This is a genomic window from Heyndrickxia shackletonii (assembly GCF_001420715.1).
GTDB lineage: Bacteria > Bacillota > Bacilli > Bacillales > Bacillaceae_C > Margalitia > Margalitia shackletonii.
Genome location: NZ_LJJC01000004.1, coordinates 2338167 through 2359799, shown reverse-complemented (window position 1 = coordinate 2359799; position 21633 = coordinate 2338167). Strand labels below are relative to the sequence as shown.

At 36.9% G+C, this 21633-nt stretch carries 21 protein-coding genes and 1 pseudogene; 17 read left to right on the top strand and 5 right to left on the bottom strand.

Going from position 1 to position 21633, the window contains the following annotated elements:
* Positions 1-72: 72 nt before the first annotated feature.
* The gene (locus AN964_RS11210; RefSeq protein WP_280513080.1) at positions 73-1113 is read left to right on the top strand and encodes a TldD/PmbA family protein; all 1041 of its coding nucleotides are present in this window, start codon (positions 73-75) and stop codon (positions 1111-1113) included.
* A 70-nt stretch (positions 1114-1183) separates the two neighbouring features.
* Here AN964_RS11210 and AN964_RS11205 read toward each other — a convergent pair whose 3' ends face one another.
* Positions 1184-3010 (bottom strand): LysM peptidoglycan-binding domain-containing protein, encoded by a 1827-nt coding sequence (locus tag AN964_RS11205; RefSeq protein WP_055739757.1) that lies wholly within the window; start codon positions 3008-3010, stop codon positions 1184-1186.
* Between the two features lie 227 nt (positions 3011-3237).
* Here AN964_RS11205 and AN964_RS11200 point away from each other — a divergent pair, with 227 nt between their 5' ends.
* From AN964_RS11200 to AN964_RS11170, 7 genes are all read left to right on the top strand, one after another.
* Entirely contained in the window at positions 3238-4299 is a 1062-nt protein-coding gene (locus AN964_RS11200; protein WP_244885870.1) for a permease, read from the top strand.
* A gap of 112 nt (positions 4300-4411) precedes the next feature.
* Positions 4412-5035, top strand: coding sequence for a hypothetical protein (locus tag AN964_RS11195; protein ID WP_055739755.1), 624 nt, complete (start codon positions 4412-4414; stop codon positions 5033-5035).
* Between the two features lie 3 nt (positions 5036-5038).
* On the top strand, positions 5039-6262 hold the full coding sequence (locus tag AN964_RS11190) for a sensor histidine kinase (RefSeq protein ID WP_055739754.1): 1224 nt from the start codon (positions 5039-5041) through the stop codon (positions 6260-6262).
* Positions 6259-6924, top strand: a complete 666-nt coding sequence (locus AN964_RS11185) for a response regulator (protein WP_055739753.1) — start codon at positions 6259-6261, stop codon at positions 6922-6924. Before AN964_RS11190 ends, AN964_RS11185 begins: the two co-directional genes overlap by 4 nt.
* A gap of 152 nt (positions 6925-7076) precedes the next feature.
* Positions 7077-8009: an ABC transporter ATP-binding protein gene (locus AN964_RS11180; protein ID WP_055739752.1), complete on the top strand. Its 933-nt coding sequence runs from the start codon at positions 7077-7079 to the stop codon at positions 8007-8009.
* Between the two features lie 11 nt (positions 8010-8020).
* A complete protein-coding gene (locus tag AN964_RS11175) occupies positions 8021-9217 on the top strand; it encodes an ABC transporter permease (protein WP_055739751.1) in 1197 nt (398 codons plus the stop codon).
* A gap of 23 nt (positions 9218-9240) precedes the next feature.
* On the top strand, positions 9241-10395 hold the full coding sequence (locus AN964_RS11170; RefSeq protein WP_055739750.1) for an ABC transporter permease: 1155 nt from the start codon (positions 9241-9243) through the stop codon (positions 10393-10395).
* A 33-nt stretch (positions 10396-10428) separates the two neighbouring features.
* Here AN964_RS11170 and AN964_RS11165 read toward each other — a convergent pair whose 3' ends face one another.
* On the bottom strand, positions 10429-10704 hold the full coding sequence (locus tag AN964_RS11165; protein WP_055741221.1) for an alpha/beta-type small acid-soluble spore protein: 276 nt from the start codon (positions 10702-10704) through the stop codon (positions 10429-10431).
* Positions 10705-10965: 261 nt separating this feature from the next.
* On the opposite strand from AN964_RS11165, the gene glsA reads away from it, so the two are divergent.
* Positions 10966-11895, top strand: coding sequence for a glutaminase A (gene glsA / locus AN964_RS11160; RefSeq protein WP_055739749.1), 930 nt, complete (start codon positions 10966-10968; stop codon positions 11893-11895).
* Positions 11896-12027: 132 nt separating this feature from the next.
* On the top strand, positions 12028-12240 hold the full coding sequence (locus AN964_RS11155; protein ID WP_055739748.1) for a hypothetical protein: 213 nt from the start codon (positions 12028-12030) through the stop codon (positions 12238-12240).
* 41 nt (positions 12241-12281) lie between these two features.
* On the opposite strand, the gene AN964_RS11150 is transcribed toward AN964_RS11155, so the two are convergent.
* From AN964_RS11150 to AN964_RS11140, 3 genes are read right to left on the bottom strand one after another with little or no spacing between them, the layout of a single operon-like run.
* Complete coding sequence (locus AN964_RS11150; RefSeq protein ID WP_055739747.1) at positions 12282-13166, bottom strand: glycine betaine ABC transporter substrate-binding protein; 885 nt, start codon at positions 13164-13166, stop codon at positions 12282-12284.
* Complete coding sequence (locus AN964_RS11145) at positions 13166-14014, bottom strand: ABC transporter permease (RefSeq protein WP_055739746.1); 849 nt, start codon at positions 14012-14014, stop codon at positions 13166-13168. The genes AN964_RS11150 and AN964_RS11145 overlap by 1 nt, the downstream gene beginning before the upstream one ends.
* Before the next feature lies 1 nt (position 14015).
* Entirely contained in the window at positions 14016-15263 is a 1248-nt protein-coding gene (locus AN964_RS11140; RefSeq protein ID WP_055739745.1) for a quaternary amine ABC transporter ATP-binding protein, read from the bottom strand.
* Positions 15264-15666: 403 nt separating this feature from the next.
* Between AN964_RS11140 and AN964_RS11135 the strand changes: the two genes are divergently transcribed.
* From AN964_RS11135 to AN964_RS11105, 7 genes and pseudogenes are all read left to right on the top strand, one after another.
* Complete coding sequence (locus AN964_RS11135) at positions 15667-16206, top strand: GbsR/MarR family transcriptional regulator (protein WP_126646984.1); 540 nt, start codon at positions 15667-15669, stop codon at positions 16204-16206.
* A 393-nt stretch (positions 16207-16599) separates the two neighbouring features.
* Positions 16600-16695: pseudogene (locus AN964_RS27605) on the top strand (DUF1641 domain-containing protein); the annotation flags it as partial.
* Positions 16696-16870: 175 nt separating this feature from the next.
* The gene (locus AN964_RS11125) at positions 16871-17806 is read left to right on the top strand and encodes an NADP-dependent oxidoreductase (RefSeq protein WP_055739742.1); all 936 of its coding nucleotides are present in this window, start codon (positions 16871-16873) and stop codon (positions 17804-17806) included.
* Positions 17807-17936: 130 nt separating this feature from the next.
* On the top strand, positions 17937-18326 hold the full coding sequence (locus AN964_RS11120) for a CidA/LrgA family protein (protein ID WP_055739741.1): 390 nt from the start codon (positions 17937-17939) through the stop codon (positions 18324-18326).
* On the top strand, positions 18304-18990 hold the full coding sequence (locus AN964_RS11115) for an LrgB family protein (protein ID WP_055739740.1): 687 nt from the start codon (positions 18304-18306) through the stop codon (positions 18988-18990). Before AN964_RS11120 ends, AN964_RS11115 begins: the two co-directional genes overlap by 23 nt.
* 270 nt (positions 18991-19260) lie before the next feature.
* Positions 19261-20880: a long-chain fatty acid--CoA ligase gene (locus AN964_RS11110; protein ID WP_055739739.1), complete on the top strand. Its 1620-nt coding sequence runs from the start codon at positions 19261-19263 to the stop codon at positions 20878-20880.
* Between the two features lie 75 nt (positions 20881-20955).
* Complete coding sequence (locus tag AN964_RS11105; RefSeq protein WP_055739738.1) at positions 20956-21570, top strand: lytic transglycosylase domain-containing protein; 615 nt, start codon at positions 20956-20958, stop codon at positions 21568-21570.
* Positions 21571-21633 lie beyond the last annotated feature (63 nt).

The following is a 21633-nucleotide window of genomic DNA, read 5'->3' as shown; positions in this document are numbered from 1 at the left end:
AAGAATCTGTGTTCCTCCTTCTCAAGACGGAGGTAAAATCAAGCAAAAATAGGAAGACATTGAAACAGAGTAATATATAATAATTATAAAGATTTCTTTTCGGATGAGTTAGAAAGGGTATCCATTTCAGAAAAGATTCAATTTATGAAAGAGGTCGAAAAGGAAATTTTACAATACGATCCGCGTATTATTGGTACGGATTCTTGCAGCATAAAAAGTGTCAATACTACCCGTGCACTTTCCAATAGTAAAGGACTTTCTTTGCATGATAAACAAAACTATGTATTTTTTATGATCAATGCCATTGCAAGAGACGGAGAAGAAACAAAAACCGCTTATAAATTTTTTACAACTAAGGATTTTGCATCACTTGATCCAAAACAAATCGCAAAAGAAGCAGCAGAAGAATCGCTCTCATTTTTAGGTGCGAAAACCATTGAAAACAAAGACTACAAAATATTACTAAGAAATGATGCAGCTGCCCAGTTGTTGGCTACATTTTCTACTGTATTTTCTGCGGAAAATACGCAAGCGGGTAAATCCTTATTAAACGGAAAAATTGGTGAAAAGATTGCACATTCCAACGTTTCGATAATAGATAATCCATTATTGGAAAGTGGTTTGGCAAGCAGAACGTTTGATGGGGAAGGCGTAGCATCAAGAAAGTTGGCAGTTGTTGAAAATGGTGTACTTAAATCTTTGCTTCATAATCAAAAAACTGCGAAAAAGGATAACACTTTTACAACAGGGCATGCTTCGAAGCAATCTTATAAAAGTGCTTTATCTGTAGGACCTTCTAATTTTTATATTCAACCTTCATCCAAAGGTTTTGATGAACTATTAAGTTCTATTGATGAAGGCGTGCTCATCACTGAACTATCAGGATTACATTCAGGTACAAACCTAATTTCTGGCGATTTTTCTGTTGCAGCAAATGGTTTTTATATAAGAAAGGGAAAAGTGGATTCACCGGTTAACTTGATGACGATCGCAGGAAATTTCTATGAACTGCTAAATAACATACATGAGGTTGGATCTGATTTAATTTTCCCATTTTATCATGTTGGATCTCCATCCGTAACGATTAATTCCTTATCAGTTACAGTAGAATAGTCCGTGATGAAAAAAAGTCTCACCATTTTTTGAGAGACGTTTTTTTCGAAAAGGATTATTTTTTATAAAGCTACTTTACAATAGACAATAGTTGTCCAATTCGAAGCGTATTCGATTTTAAATGGTTGGTCTTCTTGATTTGTGTTATAGATACTTTATATTTCATGGCAATTTTTGATAGAGAATCACCGCGAACAACCTTATATTTAATGGTTTTCGGTGTCACATCAGTAGTCTTTATTATTGGTTTTGCATTAGTACTTGATTTAGTCGTTGGTGCAGGTACTTTAACGGTTGTTTTAATCGTAGTTTTATAGTGTATGGTTAAAATTTGACCGATACGAAGCTTACTTGATTTTAGTTTGTTATCTTTCATAATAGCAGAAAACGTTATTTTGTATTTATTCGCAATTTTCGATAGAGAATCCCCTCGTACCACTTTATATTTAACGGTCTTTTTGACTGTTTTCGTTATCGTTTTTGTAATGGTTTTTGGCGGTACCGGCTTCACAGGCGTTTGCGTTTTCGGTGGTGTCTGATTTTTTTTCGGATCAGAAGGATTCCCCGGTTTGCTTGGTATCATTTGAATAGGTTCACTTGTCACAGGAATTACCAGTACTTGTCCCACTTTAATAACATCTGATGTTAAGTTATTGGCTGTTTTCAATTCTTGTACGGTAATATTATATTGTTTTGCAATTTTCGTGAGAGTATCACCACTTACCACTTGATACGTTATGCTCGTTTGCGGCTGGTCAGTTGTCTCTTGATTTCCATTAGGACTTGCTCCTGGACTTTGGTCCAATACATTACGAAAATAATTCCACATTGCTGTATCTTCCTGATTTAAACTCCAGCTTCCTGTCCCTTTTAGGTTGTATTTACTTACTAATTGAATTTTCTTTGTTATAGATTCTTGATTGTCGTACCAAAGGATATAATTGCCTGCCGTTAATTCAACACCTCCAACTTTTGTCGTTGGATCAGTTGCCTTAATAGTAAAGGTTACTTTAGGACATTGCTCCGTTGTGTCATAATCTACTTTTCCATTATAGGCTTGGATTATATCATTTATTAATTTATGAGAAACTCCGGTTCCATTTACTTTCGTTCCATTAGAAGTTGGGCCGTCTGTTTTCCAAATTCGACCGTATAAAGGAATGCCCAAAACAATTTTGTCTGAGGCTACTCCTTGATTCAGTGCATACTGTATGGATTTCTCTACCCATGGAAGTCCTGCTACAGGTCCATTAGAAGTATCCCCATCCCAATTTTCATCATATGCCATTATCATTAAATAGTCACTGTTAAGGGAGAGCGCATTATAGTCGTACATTCCTTGCCAGCCTTTTGTCCAGCTGTTAGGATTGGCCGCTACAGCAATAGATACTTCTTTGTCAGGAATTTGCTTGTTTAATTTTGTAACAAAATCGGTGAAATTTGTGCGATCTGCCTCTGTTAAACCTTCTATATCTATGTCTACTCCGTCTAAATTGTATTGATTAATTTTATCTACCAATTGTTTTATTAATTGCTTGCGATTAGCAAGCCCAGCACGTCCAATAGTCCGATCCCAATTATTGCTTAAATAAGGAATTACTTTTAAACCTTGACGGTGCATTTCATCGATAAAGGTTGGATCAAATTTTGACGTAAGAATAAGATTGCCATTCGTGGATATCTCAAAATAATTGGGAGCAACGGCATTTAGAGATCCTTTCGTTGCGGCAACCTGATTAAAATAAGAACTTTTTGTCCCGAAAAATAAATAGGACATATTAAACTTCGAGGAATTAGTTGATGCTTCAGCAGAAGCATTTCCAATAAAGGAAGTCGACAACATCGTTGCAGACAACGCTATTCCCACAAAAGAGTTACGCAGTCGAGATTTATTCATGTAGTTCTCCTCTCTTGTTACTATTACGTTACAAAAATATTATAATAAGATTTCAAGAATAAGAGAATAGAAAATAATTTGGTAAATAAGATTTTTTAAACGATTAGAGGAACGAATAGGGATTTTTTAGAATTACTAATATGATGGAATTTGACCCCGATTTATTGGTTTGATAGAATTTAAAGGTTGAAGAAATATAGTTTTTACATTTTATAGGAGGAATTCAAGTGCAATCGGGCATTACTCATAATCAATCGGTTAGCAAAAAATGGTTAGGTTTTGCAGTGTTTTTAATCGTTTTTGCTGTTGGTTTATATTGGGCTAAATGGAATCCATATTTTCATAAACCCATTTTAGCCTCCAAAGAACATAATATCGGTACTTCGCTTTTAGCAGGAATGACAGGTGGGAATTTCTCGGAGGTAGTAAAGTCAGCTTGGAATTATTCTATTACTTACTTTTTAGCAATCTGGAAAGCTTTATTAGTGGCGACTATTGTCGCTTCTCTTATGCAGGTAATCGTTCCGCGCGAATGGCTGACTCGCGTTCTCGGAAAAACAGGCTTCCTAGGTTCTGTTAGCGGAGGGTTATTAGCGTTGCCAGCAATGATGTGTACATGCTGTGCCGCTCCAGTTGTTTCCGGCTTAAGAAAATGCTCTAGTTCAGTAGGTGCAGCTATTGCCTTCTGGTTTGGGAATACAGCACTAAATCCAGCTGTTCTTATTTTTATGGTGTTTGTTTTGGGTTGGAAATTTACGATTTTAAGACTAATTCTTGGAATTATCTTAGTGTTCGGTGTAAGTTATTTGGCAAATCGGATAGCCAAAAATGAGGCTGCAGATCCCGCGATGATGGAAAAAATGAATAAAAAGGATAAACTCAGTGGAAAGCCTTTATTGGTTCGCTGGATTTATACCTTTGGGAAGATGCTAGTTACGATTCTTCCATTGTATATTTTATCTGTTTTCGTCATGGGACTTCTTATTTCTTGGGTTTACCCAACGCTGAATGGTCATGCCATTCATTCATTTTGGCTTATCATTGCCTTTGCCATTATTGGTACATTATTCGTCATTCCGACAGCAGCGGAAATTGCCATTATTCAAGCTGTACTGGCACTAGGACTTGGACACGGTCCTGCTGCAGCTTTATTAATAACTTTACCTGTCATTAGTATTCCATCGATCATTATGGTCCGCAAAGCATTCTCAAAGAAAACGATTGCGTTTTTAACGATGAGTGTGATGGTGCTAGGAATCGTTGCAGGCTGTATAGGGACATTTATATAATTCATCCCTAAAAGGATCACGTTCACTTCCACGTGATCCTTTTTCGATTTATTGGAGGATTTTTTACTATTTTTATTGAATATGTTTCTATTACTAGATGGGAGTGATAGAAATGAATGTTTGGTATGTTAGCTATGGATCCAATCTTTGTAAAGATAGATTTATGTGTTATATCCAAGGAGGAAAGCCTGAAGGTTCGGTAAAGATTGAAAAAGGGTGTAGAGATCAAACACCACCTGAAGCGGATGAAAAAGTAGATCTAATGTACCCGTTATATTTTTCAAAAGAAAGGAGCAAGTGGGGAGAAGGCGGAGTAGCTTTTATTAGTCACGACAAGCTTTCCGCTTGGAAAACAATTGGCAGAATGTATTTAATCACAGATGAACAATTTGAAGATGTCGTGGCACAAGAAAATAATCAAGACAAACTATCAATTGATTTACATAAAGTAATAGAAAATGGCTATCAAGATATAAATAAGAGTTGGTATGGAAGAATCCTTTTTTTAGGCTATATGGACAAGGCACCTATGTTTACATTTACAAACCCAAATCCAATGAATGATGAAAAATTCACCCTTCCGCCTGCATCTTATTTAAAAATAATTTCACGGGGATTAATGGAATTAGGTTTACATACGGAAGAAATTATCCGGTATTTCCATACTTGTATGGGGATTAATGGAAAATTTACTACTGATAAATTGCACCAATACATATTTAGTGAGCGGGGATAAGAGTTGAAAAAGGGTTCGTTTTTATCATTATCATTGACAAGGATTTTCATGTTTTTACTTTTAAGCAGCAGTTATTTTACCTTTATTAGTGACAATAATTCGTTTAAACGAATATACATTATTGCAGCTATGATTATATATATCGTGAATCATTTTATTCAATTTTCTACCGAGAAAATATCTGTTCGATTGTTATCTTTTTCTATTGATTTTATTTTAAGTGCGGGATTTGGTTTTTTATTTATTAAAGAAGAAAGCTTAATTTATTTAATATTCTTCGGTGTAATAGCTACTTCTATTTTTCTAGTTATGCAACACAAAAAGATACTAGTCTTGTTTTCTGTTATCTTTTTTATAATATGGATCCTAATAAGCTATGAAAAATATATCTTCACACAGACGTTTTCCATCGGAGATAATATTTTAAACTTCATGTTCGTTGTATTTTGTGCTATTGTAGGAAGCTTAATTCGGAATTTAATCAATGCAAGAGAAACCATCTCGACCCAATTCACACAATTGAACGATTCTCATGAGGAACTTCGGAAAGCACATCAACAATTAAGCGAATATTCAAAGCAGGTAGAGGATTTAACCGTCATTCAAGAACGAAACCGAATAGCGCGCGAAATTCATGACACGGTTGGTCATAATATGACAGCATTATTAGTACAAATCCAATTAGCAAAGGAACTCTTGAAAATAGATGTGCCAAAGGGAGAGGAGGTTCTTGATGTTTGTGAAAAATTAACGAGAAACTCCTTAGAAGAAATTCGTTTATCTGTCAGAACGCTGCGAGACGAAAAGTCCGAACAGCTTTCATTCGTTCCATCGCTTAGATCGATGTTATCTAATTTTTCAACTGCATCCGGTTTGGAAACCAACTTGAATATTGTAGGTGATCCAAAACTTATATCATCGTCTCTTCAGCCTACGATAAAAAGGGTGATCCAGGAGTCTCTAACGAATGCTAAACGGCATGGATTAGCAACATTTTATAAAGTTACCATACAAATCTCCCAAAATAATGTTTCGATGGAGATTTTCGATAATGGCCAAGGGACCAAAAATGTTGTGCCAAGTTTTGGGTTAATTAATATGAAGGAACGTATTCAAGAGCATGGCGGAGAAATACATTTTGAAGGTAAAGTTGGGGAAGGGTTTTATATCAATATATCCATCCCGCTAAAACAGTTGCAGTGGAGTTCTACGGAGGTAAAAAGATGATTAAGATAATCATAGTGGACGACCAGCCTCTTATCCGGGAAGGTCTTGGTACCCTTTTAAATTTACGGCCGGAAATAGAGGTAGTGGGTATGGCAAGTGATGGGCTCGAGGCATTGAATGTGGCCCTTGAAAAACGGCCTGATTTAATATTAATGGATATTCGTATGCCAAATATGAATGGGGTAGAAGGAACAAGAGTGTTACGTGAAAAGCTGCCTGATATCAAAGTATTAATGCTTACAACCTTTAATGATAGCGAGCTGATCTATGATGCCTTGCAAGAGGGAGCCAGCGGCTATTTGTTGAAGGATATGTCAACCGATACGATTGTTCAATCGATCATGACCGTATACCATGGCGGAGTGGTTCTGCCAAAAGATTTCACCAATCAAGTATTAGCAGAGAAACGAAAGACAAATTCAGCGAATGATAAGACAGAAGAAATACCGAGCCTTATCAAGGAATTAACAGAGCGTGAATTAGAAGTGCTAAAACTATTAGGTCTTGGGTTAAACAATAAAGAGATCGCTAACACATTGTATATTACGGAAGGTACAGTCAAAAATCACGTCTCCAACATCATACAAAAATTAACGATAAGGGATCGAACGCAAGCGGCTATTTTTGCCGTACGTTATGGGATCACGACTTTTTCGATATGACTTTTGGCATATTGGAATATGAAGAACGGCACGCCATGTGCCGTTTTTTTATGCGCCAAAATCTATCTGCAGAGTGATGGAACGAAACCTCCTTCCATTTAAAATAAAAACAGATTTAAGAAGAGGAAGATAATAGTCAGGAGGAAAAACAAATGCTAACGATATCAAATATTAAAAAAAGCTTTAAAGATCACCATGTAGTCAAAGATGTATCATTTGAAGTACAAAAGGGGGAAGCGTTCGGGCTGCTTGGTCCAAATGGTGCTGGAAAGTCAACGACTATTTCCATGATTTGCGGACTGATTCCATATGATGAAGGGGAAATTCAGGTAGATGGATTATCCGTAAAGAAAAAGCCAATGAAAATTCGTGAAAAAATTGGGGTAGTACCTCAAGATATTGCTCTATACCCAACTATGTCCGCATACGATAACTTAGTTTTTTGGGGAAAAATGTACGGTTTAACAGGCAAAACAGTAAAGCAAAGAGCATACGAAGTGCTTGAAATCGTTGGTCTAAAGGATCGGGCAAAGGATAAAATCGAAACCTTTTCCGGTGGGATGAAACGCCGAATCAATATAGGAGCTGCTCTCATGCATGAGCCGGAGCTTCTCATTATGGATGAACCTACTGTAGGGATTGATCCACAGTCAAGAAATCACATATTAGAAACCGTTAAACGATTAAATGAAGCTGGAATGACCATTATTTATACAAGTCACTACATGGAAGAAGTAGAATACTTGTGCAAACGGATTGCGATTATTGATTATGGGAAACTGATTGCAATTGGCGATAAGACAGAGCTTTGCAATCGCTTGGCTGGAGGACATATTTTGGAACTAACCGTTGACAATCCATGTGTGGACTTTTTAATCCAACTGGAGAGTATTGACGGCATAGAAAATGCAAATATGAGAGAGGATGGGATCATTGAAATCATCCTTTCCGATAAAAATACGGTTTTATCGGAAGTGATATCACTAAGTCTTAAACAAAACATTTCCATCCAATCGATGCAAATAAAAGAACCAAATTTAGAATCTTTATTTTTACAATTAACCGGCAGGACATTAAGGGATTAGGAGTGAAGCAAATGAAAAGCATAGCAATAGCCATAAAAGATTTTTCCATTCGTTTTAAGGATCGGAAGGCAATAATCATGATGATTCTGATGCCCATCATCCTGACCGTTATTCTAGGTTCTGCTTTAAAAGGAGTGATGGGAGACTCATCCTCTTTACCAAAAACAACAATCGCTGTATACCAACAAGATGTGAATCACATAAGCAATCAATTTGTTCAGAAAGTTCTACAGGGTAAAAAATTAAAAAAATCAATAAAAGTAAAAAAGGTGGAATCGCAAAAGGAACTCAACCAATTGATCCAAGATAAGAAAGCGGACGTTGGTATAGTGCTGCCTAATAATTGGGGGTCAAACCGACAAGTCGCGATTATTAAAGTCGCTGCAGGAAAAGATTTTGAAGCAAATTTTGTCCGGCAATTAACCGAATCCTATTTAAAAACAACGATAGCTGTAACCGGATCTGCTAAACTGATTATTTCTGAATTAGCAGCGGAAGGAAAGACCGCTAATGAGTTGAATGCAATTGGATCGGAATTAACAAATAAACTTATGAATGGAACAAAAGAAGGAAATCAATATGTTTACGATAAACCTGTAGGGAAAAAACAAGTATCTTCCATTCAGTATTACGCGGCAGCAATGGCTGCAATGTTTTTATTATATAATGCGATGGTTGGAGGAAAATCTATCCTAACAGAGCGTGCAAATATCACTTTATCGAGAATGATGATTTCCCCAACGGGTAAAGGGTCCATCATGACAGGAAAATTTTTAGGAACCCTTTTGTATACTTTCATACAATTCCTTATTTTTATGGGGGCAACCCATTATGTTTTACAAGTTAATTGGGGAAATGATTTTATCCAAATTATTGCAATTGCCATTGCGTACAGTATTTCGGTATCAGGACTATCCATCATTGTAGCCGCCTTTATGAAAACAGAAAAGATGGCTGATTCATTAGGCGGAATGCTTGTGCAAGTACTGTCTCTGCTAGGAGGCTCTATGATTCCTATTTCGGTATTTCCGCAGGCTTTACAAAAAATCTCGATGGTTGCACCTAATTCTTGGGCATTAAATAGCTTTACCAATATTATGTCGGGAACCTCTTGGGATAGCTTGATTATTCCACTTTGTACATTATTAGGAATTGGAATCATTGCTACATTAATTGGAACTTTGCGTTTTCGAATGTTATCAAATTAAATACGATGGAAGGAGTAATGAAAGTGAGAAAAGCATTATCTGTTTGTTTATTTGAAATGAAAAGATCTTTGAGCAAGCCTTCTGCCTATATATTAATGATTGTAATGCCAATTATTTTCACACTATTATTCGGAAGCATATTTGGTCAGGATTCATCACAAGCAATTGCCATCAGTGTTGTTGATAAAGATAATAGCCATTTATCAAAAAGCATCATAAGCAGATTACATCAAGATGCAACATTAAAAGTAAAGGAAAGTAGCAATAAGAAAGCCACAGAGTTATTTAAGAATCACAAAATCGATGGGATTATCACCATTGAAAAGGGGTTCCAAGACAAAATAACAGCGGGTGGGAACCCTACTCTATCTTTCCAGCATCAACCTGGAGCATCTAGTTCCATCTTTGTAAAACAATCGTTTAACCAAGAGATGGAAAGAATGAAATTACAAGTAGTTTCCGCTTTGGAATGGAGTAAGGCAAGTAACAATACTAATTGGAAAGAGATGTTTGACAAAATCTCCAATTCTAAAGACGGCACTGGAGAATTGACAAAGATTGTATCGCCAAATGATAAGAAAAAAACGTTAAGTGGGATGTCTTATAGTTCAGCAGGATTTTCTATTATGTTTGTCATGTTTATGATGATGTCTGTTACAGGGGTCATTATTGAAGCGAAGAATTCTGGAGTCTGGTCAAGATTATTAACGACTTCCATCACAAAATTTCAGCTTTTACTAGGGTATTTATTGGCATTCTTCCTAATTGGCTGGGTACAGTTCTCCATATTAATGACCTTCTCATCTGTCGTTTTTCATGTAGAATGGGGAAATATCTTAGGATTAATTGTTTTAATCTCCGCGTTATTACTGTGCGTAGTAGGGCTTGGGCTGGCCATTGCAACCATTGTAAAAACAACGGAACAACAAACCGCTATTGGCTCATTAATTATTGTTTCTACCTGTATGCTGGGCGGTGTCTACTGGCCACTAAGTGTTGTTCCAAACATCATGCAAAAAATCGCCAATTTTGTTCCGCAATCATGGGCCATGAAGGGATTTACAGGGTTAATTGCAGAAGGAGGGACATTGCCAGATATTTTGCAGCCAGTAACAATACTATTAGGATTTGCTGTTGTATTTCTTTCATTTGGATTATTTAGAGTAAGAACGAACTAGTTCATGATAAAAAAGTGCCGGGGTGAACCGGCACTATTTTTTTCCTAGCTGTTCCTGTGCCATTCTAATCATTTCCTTGACCATGTTACCACCGATTGGACCGCCTACTTTCCCAGCTTCCTCGGCAGATAAATTTCCGTTATATCCTTTTTTTAATGACACACCTTGTTCTTTTGCTACTTCATATTTTACACTGTTCGGATCTTGCGGATCGACTTTATATCCCTGTTTTGCCATCACTTGTCCTTTGAATGAATCCAGTGCATTCCGGACTCCGGGTACAAGTGTTTGTCTATTTCTTCTCGCCATCAACAATCCCTCCTTTTCATTAGTTTTTCCACCTTTTATTTTTTCATGTGATAGTGTATCCTTACTTTTTGGAGCAGAATAAAAAACAAATGCGCAAGCGCCTGGCTCTGGCATACGGATGAGTGGAATTTGAAGTCTAATTTTCCCTCGTAGTCTTCGACTGAGATAAGGTAACACAGTATGGAGACGGAGAAATCCGCTAGCCGATTGGCGCTGAAGCAACACGTAGGTATATATAAACAATTTTACGGGGGAATAATTTTGAACTGTCAATCAAGCGAAGAATTACAAGCATTAGTGAATGAATGCAGAGATTATGCGAAACAAGGGAAGGTAGCTGATTATATACCTGCATTAAAAAAAGCAAAACAAAATGATTTATCCATCTCGATTTTTTATCCGGATGGATATGGGTTCTCTGCAGGAGATTGTCAACAATCCATGACTCTGCAAAGTATATCAAAAGTAATTAGCCTAGCACTTGCCATCATGGATAGGGGAGTGGACTATGTTTTTGAAAGAGTCGGTCAAGAACCAACAGGAGACCCGTTCAATTCCGTTGCAAAATTAGAAACAAATAAGCCTTCTAAGCCGTTGAACCCAATGATCAATGCAGGTGCTTTAGCCGTTACTCATATGATAAAGGGTGCAAATGTACAGGAGCGATTACATAGATTAATGACCTTCATCCATGCGATTACAGGAAACGATCAAATTAAAGTAAATGAAGAGGTTGCTGATTCTGAATTTAAGACTGCAGACTTAAACCGTTCACTTTGTTATTTTTTGAGACAGCATAATGTCATAGAGGAAAATGTGGAGGATTTAATTGATCTATATACAAAGCAGTGTGCCATTGAAGTAACCTGCTTGGATTTGGCTAAAATCGGCTGCGTCTTGGCGATGGACGGGGTTGAAATGTCAACCGGGAAGCAAGTGATACCACATGAAATTGCCCGAATATGCAAGACATTTATGGTCACATGTGGAATGTATAATGCTTCAGGTGAATTTGCTATCAAAGTAGGAATTCCAGCGAAGAGCGGTGTTTCAGGAGGTATTCTTGGAGCAGTCCCTGGTAAATGCGGGATTGGAATATATGGTCCTTCATTAGATGAAAAGGGAAATAGTATAGCTGGGGTAAAGCTATTGGAGAAATTGTCCAAAAAATATTCTTTAAGTATGTTTTAACATGTTCTTTCATCCCTTCCATACATAGGACAACACACATTTAAAATTCTTCAGGATAAATACATAATCCGTTTTCATGTATTTAGAATTAAATGTAAAAGATACTACATATCATGTACAGAGGGGATGAACGTGAACTTTAGAAGAACGCTAGCCTTCAGAAATCATAAATGGGTAGAAATTGACTTTAAGCATCTGCAAAAAGGGGACAACTTTAGGATGTTTGAACTAAATGGGGATGAAGTTCTTGATGAATATGGAAATAAAACAATGCAAGCTAAATCAGATCCATATTATGATCTTGAACTTGAATGCTGGATAATAGATTTAGAGGATTATGAATAGGAAAAGAGCCTCTAATAGTAGAGACTCTTTTCTTTTATAAATTATTTTTTTAAATCTTCGATCGAATCAATTTTCATATATTTTGGAACGACAAGACCTATTTTTACCCCAGTCATACTTGTTCCTATATCTTCAAATTTACCATTATATTTTTCAGAATAATTTTTATGTGTTAATGGAAGCCATGCAGAAAGGGAAGCATCCGCACTGCCGTCGGCAACAGCTGTCCACATAGGACCAGCTTCTACTTGCGTCAATGTAACATCAAACCCTTGGTCTTCAAGTACCTTGCCAATCACATTCGTACTTGCAATTTCACTATCCCACGCTACATACACCAATTTAATTTTCTTTCCGTTCACTTTTTTTGTACCATCTGTCCATTTAGCAACCTTTTCTGGATTATCTTTCACCCAATTTGCAGCAGCATCTGCTGGTTTTGTGCCTTGTTGAATATCAAGCATTACTTTTCCCATATCATCCTCTGACCACTTAAAGTTACTTAGAATCTTATAAGCTTCTGGAAGATCTTTCTTTAATCCTTTTCTGGCAATAGTATGAATTTCTTCTGCGCTTCCATATACACCTTTTGGATCCTTAAGGTATTTTAAATCATATTTTGCAAACATCCAATGTGGGTTCCAACCTGTAATAATTATAGGTTCTTTTTTATCATAAGCTTTCTTTAATGTTGCAGTCATCGCAGCGCTTGATCCAGAAACAAGCTGCCAATCATCTAATTTATAATCCTTTATTGCTTTATCTGTTGCTTCCATAATTCCTGCACCTGGATCAATACCAATTATTTTATGATCAACACTGTCTCCAACAGTTGATTTGTTAGAGCTAGCCTTATCACTTCCACATGCTGCAAGACTGAATGAAAGTGCAACTACAGAAGCAAACCCGATAATTTTTTTCCACATTATAAATTCCCCCTTTTCTTTCTTTTGCCAGCGTTTTGTGTAATTCTGTCTAAAACGATGGCAACAATAACAATAGCGATACCCGCTTCTACACCGACACCAATTTTTAATTGTGTTACTGCCCGATACACTTCTTCTCCTAACCCCGGTGCACCTACCATAGATGCAATAACAACCATTGAGAGTGCAAGCATGATGCTTTGGTTAATGCCGGCCATGATAGTAGGCATAGCAAGCGGAAGTTGTACCTTCAATAACCTCTGAGAAGTAGTGGAACCAAAGCTTTCCGTCGCTTCAATGATATCTGCAGGAACTTGCTGAATTCCTAAAATGGTAAGTCTTATTGTCGGAGGCATCGCAAATATTACCGATGCAACAACACCCGGCACCACTCCTATATTAAAAAAGAAGATGGCTGGTAGCAGGTACACGAAAGCAGGCATTGTTTGCATGAAATCAAGGATTGGTGTAACGATTTTGCGAACCATTGCTTTTTGTGAGGACCATATCCCGATTGGTATTCCGACGACTATGGAAATGATAACCGAAGTTAAGACAAGAGCCAATGTGTTAAGCATTGCATCCCAATATCCAAGATAATCAATGATTAGGAAGCCGATAAAAGAAAAAATCGCAATGCTTTTTTTGGTTAGCCATAAGGCAAGCAACCCAATAATAATCGCCAGTATGATAGGCGGTAATAGACCTAATACTTTTACAATACCGTCCACTGAGTTTTCAACTGCAGAAGAGACACCGTCAAAAAATCCTCCAAAGGTAGTAGTTAACCAGTCGACAAATGTATCGATCCAATCTGCTAATGGTATTTTAGGGAGCCATTTATCCATCTTAATTCACCTCCTTCAAAGAGGAAGGTTCCAGAATTTCTGCCTGATGAATATAAGTTTCATTCCCGGCAAGGGCACCAATTAATGCACCTCGAATGACAATTCCTTTCATCCTGGAGCGTTCATCCACTACTGCAACCGGAATACTTGCAGTGGACACCATATCAAAGAGATCCGTCAGTAATATTTCACTCGGAACGGTCGTAATTTCTCTAACTAGTACTTCCTCAATAGAGATGCCTTTTTCGACTGCTTCTTTGGCACTTTGCGCGGTAACTGCACCTAATAAACGATTTTGTTTATCTACTACATAAATAGAAGAAATGCCAAGATTCTTCATCAAAGTTAGAGCTACCCTGGGACCTTTCTCCACTTGTACCGTTTCAGCACGTTTCATAATATGCCCTGCAGTCAATACCTTAGAGAAATCAACATCTTCTACGAATCTTTCAACATATTCATTGGAAGGATTCATTAAAATTTCTTCCGGTGTGCCAATTTGCACGATATTGCCATCTTTCATTAAGGCAATCCGGTCACCAATACGAAGAGCCTCATCAAGGTCATGGGTTATAAAGATAATTGTTTTCCCCATGGTATCATGCAATTCCAGCAATTCATCCTGCATATCTTTTCTAATTAACGGATCCAATGCACTAAAGGCTTCATCCATTAACAAAATATCAGGATCATTTGCTAAAGCTCTTGCCAATCCAACTCGCTGCTGCATACCGCCGCTTAACTGATCGGGATATTGATCTTCATAACCATTTAATCCGACTAGTTTTAAAGATTGCAAAGCTTTTTCCTTCCTTGTTTGTTTATCGATTCCTTGAATTTCCAATCCATATTCAGTATTTTGGAGAATGGTTCGATGAGGTAATAGCGCAAATTTCTGAAAAACCATACTGATTTTCTTTCTACGGACATTACGAAGCTGTTCCTTTGTCATGGAAGTAATGTTTTCGTTATCAATGAGAATTTCGCCATAAGTGGGTTCAATTAATCGGTTTAGCATTCGGACCAATGTAGATTTACCACTCCCGGAAAGTCCCATGATGACGAAAATTTCACCATCATACACCTCAAAATTAGCCTGATTTACTCCAATGGTGGCGCCGGTCAATTTTAAGATTTCTTGTTTTGATTTTCCATTTGACAATAGCTGAGACGCTTTTTTTGTATGTTTGCCAAATATTTTTGTGACATTCTTTACTTTTACTTTTGTCTTTTTGTTTTCTTCTATCATCCAATCACCCCTCTTAGTTGCCACCATATCATTTTATAGAAAGCGGAAGGGAACACTCAAACTCCATATTCCTTTATATTCCGTATGTACAGTTCGTAAAGTAAAAACTGTACGTACTTGATGATGTGTGTTCTCAAATATCCTTCCATTTCCTCTTGAATCCTCCCTTATGAACACACTTTACATTCCAAGTGGAAACGGATAGATTATTACATGAGGATTTTTTTGAGGCTCCATTTCTTAAACTTTTGTATACATAAACACAATAATATCCTTTTTCGGATGGATGAATGAATAACTGTTAAGAAAAGATGCCCTGAAACAAAGTCTGGATAGGGAATAATTAGAACAAAAGAAATAATGCATACGAAAACAGCCATTTATGATTAGGATGTGAATATTGTTGAATGCGAAGGATCAGCTTGAAAAAATCAGAGAACGGGTCATCGAGTCCATTGCACAAAATATGAACCTATATGGAATTGCTCCTTCCATTGGAAGACTATATGGTATGATGTTTTTTCATCATGAGCCATTAACTTTAGATGAAATGAAAGATGAGCTCGGAATGAGCAAGACAAGTATGAGTACATCTGTTCGAGCATTACTAGAATTAAAAATGGTCGATAAAGTTTGGAAAAAGGGTGTACGCCGGGATTTATACGCAGTAGAAGGGGATTGGTACCAAAATTTTATCGATTTATTTTCTGTCAAATGGAGAACTGCTATTTCCATGAATACAAATACTATCTTAAAATCTATTAAGGAACTTCAAGACATGTTACTCCATGAGGAAATGGATAAAGAGATAAAAGATATTATTAAAAGTGATATTGATAAATTAGAATATACATTGGAATATTATGATTGGCTGAATCGTTTAGTTGATATTTTTGAAAGCCATGAAATCTTTAATTATGTACCCAAAAAAGTGAAAGAATAACTATTAAACGAGATTCAACTTTGTTGAATCTTATTTTTTTTGCATCAAATCATAAAACGTTTCATACGATTAAAGGGTGAATTCTTTGTTGGGGGTTTTGTTATGAAACATTCAATTAGTAAGGCAGATTCCTTCCCACTTCGTGAAAAAGATTACCCTGCAGATATCCAGCCATTTTTAGAAAATAATAAAGAACATATATACGAACTTGTCACACTTGTGAAACATCTGGAGGAGTATAATCTTCTTTCCATTGTTAATGAATCTATAACGAAATATTCAAATCGTTTAAATGGAATAAACAGTAAGGACATGGACCAATTAATATTTGGAATAAAGAAAGGAATCGAAGAAGGTTCTGCAAACATAGATACAGGAAAGGATATTAATGCATTTCAGTTAATGAAGTATTTGAAGGATCCCGATATTAATCGTGCAATAAATTTTCTGGTTCATTTTTTAAGGGGAATGGGAAGGACATTAGAATAGAGTTTTAGAGAAGGGCAGGGAAGGCCCTTCTTTTTTATTAAGCAATATTGTAGTTATGTCAACTAATTGTGGTTATAATATCTTTTATTTTTGTAGAAATTACTTAAGGAGCAGAATTCTTGCCCTTTTGAAACAAATATTTATACTTGATTAAGTAAAAAGGAGGAACAAAAATATGAAAGCTATTGTAATTGAACAATATGGTGATAAAGAGCAACTAAAAGAAAAAGAGGTTCCAGCTCCAAAAATCAATGAGAACCAAGTCTTAGTGGAAATGAAAGCCACTTCTATCAATCCAATCGATTGGAAATTAAGAGAGGGTTATTTAAAGGAAATGATGCCATTTGAGTTTCCGATTATTTTAGGATGGGATGCAGCGGGAATTATTAAAGAAGTAGGCAAAAATGTAAAAAATTTTCAAGTGGGAGATGCTATTTTTTCCCGTCCGGCAACCACTCGTTTTGGTACATATGCGGAATATGTTGGAATAGATGAAGAGCTTTTAGCAAAAAAACCAGAAAACATTAGCTTTGAAGAGGCAGCGTCGATTCCATTAGCTGGCCTTACCGCTTGGCAGGCTTTATTTGATGTGGCACATTTGGAAAAAGGCGAAAAAGTTCTTATTCACGCTGGATCAGGCGGTGTGGGAAGCTTAGCAATACAGCTTGCAAAGGAAAAGGGTGCCTATGTAGCAACAACTGCAAGTGAAAAGAATCATGCGTTTTTAAAAGAGCTCGGTGCGGATGAAGTAATTGATTATAAAACGACAAATTTTGAAGAAGTATTGCATGATTATGATGTTGTGTTCGATACGATGGGTGGAGAAATCCAAACCAAAAGCTATCAAGTGTTAAAAAAAGGCGGAAGATTAGTAACGATTGTCAATGCGCCAGATGAAGAAAAAGCTAATGAATATGGTGTGACAGCAAGCAACGTTTGGCTGCAACCAAATGGGAAACAATTGGAACAGTTAGGCGCCTTACTTCAAAATGGGAAATTAAAAGCGATTGTTGGACATGTGTTTCCGTTCTCAGAACAAGGTTTAAAAGAAGCACATGCGCTTAGTGAAAGCCATCACGCTAAAGGGAAAATTGTCATCAGCTTTGATTAAAAAATACGCTTGGAGAATAAAATCTCCAAGCGTATTTTTATTTCGCTCAAATATCTGAAATTTATAACAGGAAAATCACACAATGAATCGAATAAGTATAAGAATATCTTTAAAGTAAGGAGCTATCATCTTGAAGAAAATCCTCGTCATTATTTTTCAGTTGTGTATCCTTTGGGGGCTAAATGAATTGGGATCAGTGATTGTAAAGTTTACGCATATTCCTTTGCCAGGGAATGTTGCAGGAATGATTTTATGCTTCATCCTTCTGTTGACAGGAGTGCTGAAACTGCAGTGGATTGATAGGACTTCATCGTTTTTAATCCGGCATCTTGCTTTCTTTTTCATTCCGATTTCAGTTGGATTAATGACTTTAGGGGGAATATTTCTGAAAAAAGGAGTCATTTTACTCTTTATTTTATGTATTAGTGCTATCGTTGGCATATGCGGTTCAGGGTATTTGTCTCAGAAATGGATGAAATCTGCGGAGGACAACGTACATGACCATCATCACAGTCTTTAGCATCGTTCTTACTATTTTGGTATATATTTTCACCCTTTTTGTTGCAAAAAGGTATTCTTCCCCGTTTACAACACCTGTATTTTTAAGCACTGTAATCATCATTATAGTGCTCGTTGCCAGTCATATCTCTTATAGAGAATATGAACCTGCAAAAGAAATCATGACGTATTTACTAGGTCCAGCTACCGTTGCATTAGCTGTTCCCCTATATAAAAATCGCCATATCTTGATCCAAAACCTTTTGCCGGCACTTGCAGGGGTTTTTACAGGAACCATACTTACCATAATAACCGCTATTTTGTTAGGCAAAGCATTTAAGCTATCAAAGCTAATGATTACATCATTAAGTATTAAATCTACCACTATACCAGTTGCGTCTGAAATTTCCAAAATAATAGGCGGAGATGAAATATTGGTTGCAGCTTTTGTGATGATTACCGGCATGTTCGGAGCGATGTTCGGACTTAAAATACTGGATAGAATAAAAGTTTCAAGTCCTTTTTCAAGAGGATTATCTTTAGGAACGATTTCCCATGGCATCGGTACTTCTCAAGCAGTAAAAGAGGGAGAGCTGCAAGGTGCTGTATCCAGTGTCGCAATGGCATTATCCGCGGTGTTCACGTCTATTTTAGTGCCATGGTTGATTCCATTGTTTTTGAATTAATATTTAGCCATTTTAGCCTATAAGGCAGGTATTTGGGTCTATAGGTCGAAATGATTGAATATAACCATCTTAGAACCTTCATATTCACAATGTATTTCTATCGTAAGAGGTAGGTTTTTTGTTACCGGATAAGGTGGAGATAGTTTGGGGGGACTTTTGCTCAAAGCTCAACAATCTAGGATGGGCATCATGTAGTATAAAAATCGCTTCCGCTAGTTTTCAACACTCTATCCCACATTATCTGAACATAAAATGAGGGGGAATTGAAAAATGATGGACACACCGCTACTATTAACCTCCATGATGGAACGTGCAGAAAAATATTTTCCGCGAAAAGAAGTCATTTCCAGAACGGCATCCGGCATTCACAGATTTACTTACAAAGAAATTGGAGAAAGAACGAGAAGATTGGCAAGTGCACTAACAAAAATCGGGTTAAAGAAAGGGGATAAAATCGGAACATTTGCTTGGAACCATCATCGGCATTTAGAAGCTTATTTTGCCGTGCCATGCAGTGGTGCAGTCCTCCACATGGTTAATATCCGCTTAACCCAAGAACACTTGACATATGTCATCAATCATGCAGAAGACAAAATTTTACTTATTGACCCGGATTTAGTGCCTATTATAGAAAAAATTAAAGATCAATTAACAACGGTTCAATGCTTCGTAATAATGTCTGATGAGAAAGAAATACCGGAAACAACTTTGCATCCAGCATTTTCTTATGAACAACTGATAGATGATGGAGACCCAGCATTCAACTTTATATCGGATATGGATGAACGTACACCAGCAGCAATGTGCTATACATCGGCCACTACCGGTAATCCAAAAGGGGTCGTTTACACACATAGAGGTATCGTCCTTCATAGTCTGGCAATTGGTCTCGCTGATACACTTGGACTTTGTGAAAGAGATGTTGCCATGCCAGTAGTGCCGATGTTTCATGTAAATGCATGGGGGTTACCTTTTGCTGCTGTTTGGTATGGGACAAAACAGGTTTTACCAGGTCCTTCATTTACTCCGAAAATTTTAGCGGAGCTGATTGAACAAGAAAAGGTAACCATTACAGGCGGTGTTCCAACGATTTGGATTGGTCTGTTAAAAGAATTAGAGGAAAATCAATATGATATTAGCAGTATACGTGCTTTAGTTTGCGGAGGAGCAGCATCACCAAAAGGATTGATTCGCGCCTTTGAAGAAAAGTATAAGGTTCCTTTTATTTCGGGATATGGTATGACGGAAACAAGTCCAATCGTAAGTTTATCTACTTTAACAAGTGAGATGGATTCTTTATCTTTAGAAGAAAAAATTGTTATCCGTTCGAAAACAGGATTGGTTGTACCTGGCCTTGATATACGGGTAGTGAATGAAAACGGAGATGTCCCGTGTGACGGTGCAACAATGGGAGAATTAATAGTCAGGGGGCCATGGATTGCCAACGAATATTATAAGGATGAACGTACAAATGATGCATTTAAAGATGGCTGGCTTTATACCGGCGATATCGCGGTAATGGATGCAGATGGATACGTTCGAATTACCGATCGGACAAAGGATTTAATAAAGAGCGGCGGAGAATGGATTTCCTCTGTTGCACTTGAAAATGCACTTATGTCCCACGAAGCAGTTTATGAAGCTGCAGTTATCGCCATTCCACACCCTAAATGGCAGGAACGTCCATTAGCCTGTGTTGTACTGAAAGATGCCTATAGAAATCAAATTTTCGAACAGGATCTTATTTTATTTTTAAAAGGACAATTTTCTAATTGGTGGTTGCCGGATGAGATAATATTCTTAAAGGAAATACCGAAAACCTCCGTAGGCAAATTTCTCAAAAGGACATTGAGAGATCAATGGAAGCATTACTATTCAAATGCTGAATAATACTCTTGTAGTATTATAAATCTATTGTAAAATGGTACTCAGTCTTTATCCAAGAAAGGATCATTTTAAAGAAAAATGGCAGCAAAGAAAAAATCATACAAAAAGCGAAAAACGAATAAACGCTCACCAATATTAATATTGCTCATACCGGTCGTGATTATTGCCTTATATGTTCTAACAAATGATCATGAGGACAAAAAAAAGCCGACCAAAACTCCTGATATGAAAATCCCGGCTCAATATATTCCGATTTATAAAGCAGCAGAAAAAAAATACGGAGTACCATGGTATGTCCTTGCAGCACATCACCGTGTGGAAACTCGCTTTTCTACCATGAAAACAATGGTTTCACCTGTTGGGGCTGAAGGGCCCATGCAGTTTATGCCATGTACATTTGTCGGCTGGAAACATCCATCCTGTTCCGGTAAAGGGAAGGGGAACATTCCAAAAGAAGAAAAAGAAAACCCAGCGGTTATCAGAAAATATGGAGGCTATGGAGTGGATGCAGATGGAGATGGGGTAGCAGATCCATTTAATATTTATGATGCCATCTTTAGCGCAGCAAACTATCTTGCACATAATGGTGCAACAAATGGAAATTTAAAAAAAGCGATATACGCCTATAATCATAGCAATGAATACGTAAAAGAAGTTTTATATTATGCAAAAGAATATGAGCAGGCTTTTTAAAGGATAAGTGTCAGGCACCACTTGTGGACATTTCCGGAAACTGTCCACACCCGATGGACAGTA

Coding starts and splice junctions, on each gene's coding strand:
- AN964_RS11165 (WP_055741221.1), bottom strand. CDS start 10,704: ATGGCGAGAAGAAATAGACAAACACTTGTACCCGGAGTCCGGAATGCA.
- AN964_RS11175 (WP_055739751.1), top strand. CDS start 8,021: ATGAAAAGCATAGCAATAGCCATAAAAGATTTTTCCATTCGTTTTAAG.
- AN964_RS11195 (WP_055739755.1), top strand. CDS start 4,412: ATGAATGTTTGGTATGTTAGCTATGGATCCAATCTTTGTAAAGATAGA.
- AN964_RS11145 (WP_055739746.1), bottom strand. CDS start 14,014: ATGGATAAATGGCTCCCTAAAATACCATTAGCAGATTGGATCGATACA.
- AN964_RS11185 (WP_055739753.1), top strand. CDS start 6,259: ATGATTAAGATAATCATAGTGGACGACCAGCCTCTTATCCGGGAAGGT.
- AN964_RS11150 (WP_055739747.1), bottom strand. CDS start 13,166: ATGTGGAAAAAAATTATCGGGTTTGCTTCTGTAGTTGCACTTTCATTC.
- AN964_RS11180 (WP_055739752.1), top strand. CDS start 7,077: ATGCTAACGATATCAAATATTAAAAAAAGCTTTAAAGATCACCATGTA.
- AN964_RS11110 (WP_055739739.1), top strand. CDS start 19,261: ATGATGGACACACCGCTACTATTAACCTCCATGATGGAACGTGCAGAA.
- AN964_RS11140 (WP_055739745.1), bottom strand. CDS start 15,263: ATGATAGAAGAAAACAAAAAGACAAAAGTAAAAGTAAAGAATGTCACA.
- AN964_RS11205 (WP_055739757.1), bottom strand. CDS start 3,010: ATGAATAAATCTCGACTGCGTAACTCTTTTGTGGGAATAGCGTTGTCT.
- AN964_RS11105 (WP_055739738.1), top strand. CDS start 20,956: ATGGCAGCAAAGAAAAAATCATACAAAAAGCGAAAAACGAATAAACGC.
- AN964_RS11125 (WP_055739742.1), top strand. CDS start 16,871: ATGAAAGCTATTGTAATTGAACAATATGGTGATAAAGAGCAACTAAAA.
- AN964_RS11115 (WP_055739740.1), top strand. CDS start 18,304: ATGACCATCATCACAGTCTTTAGCATCGTTCTTACTATTTTGGTATAT.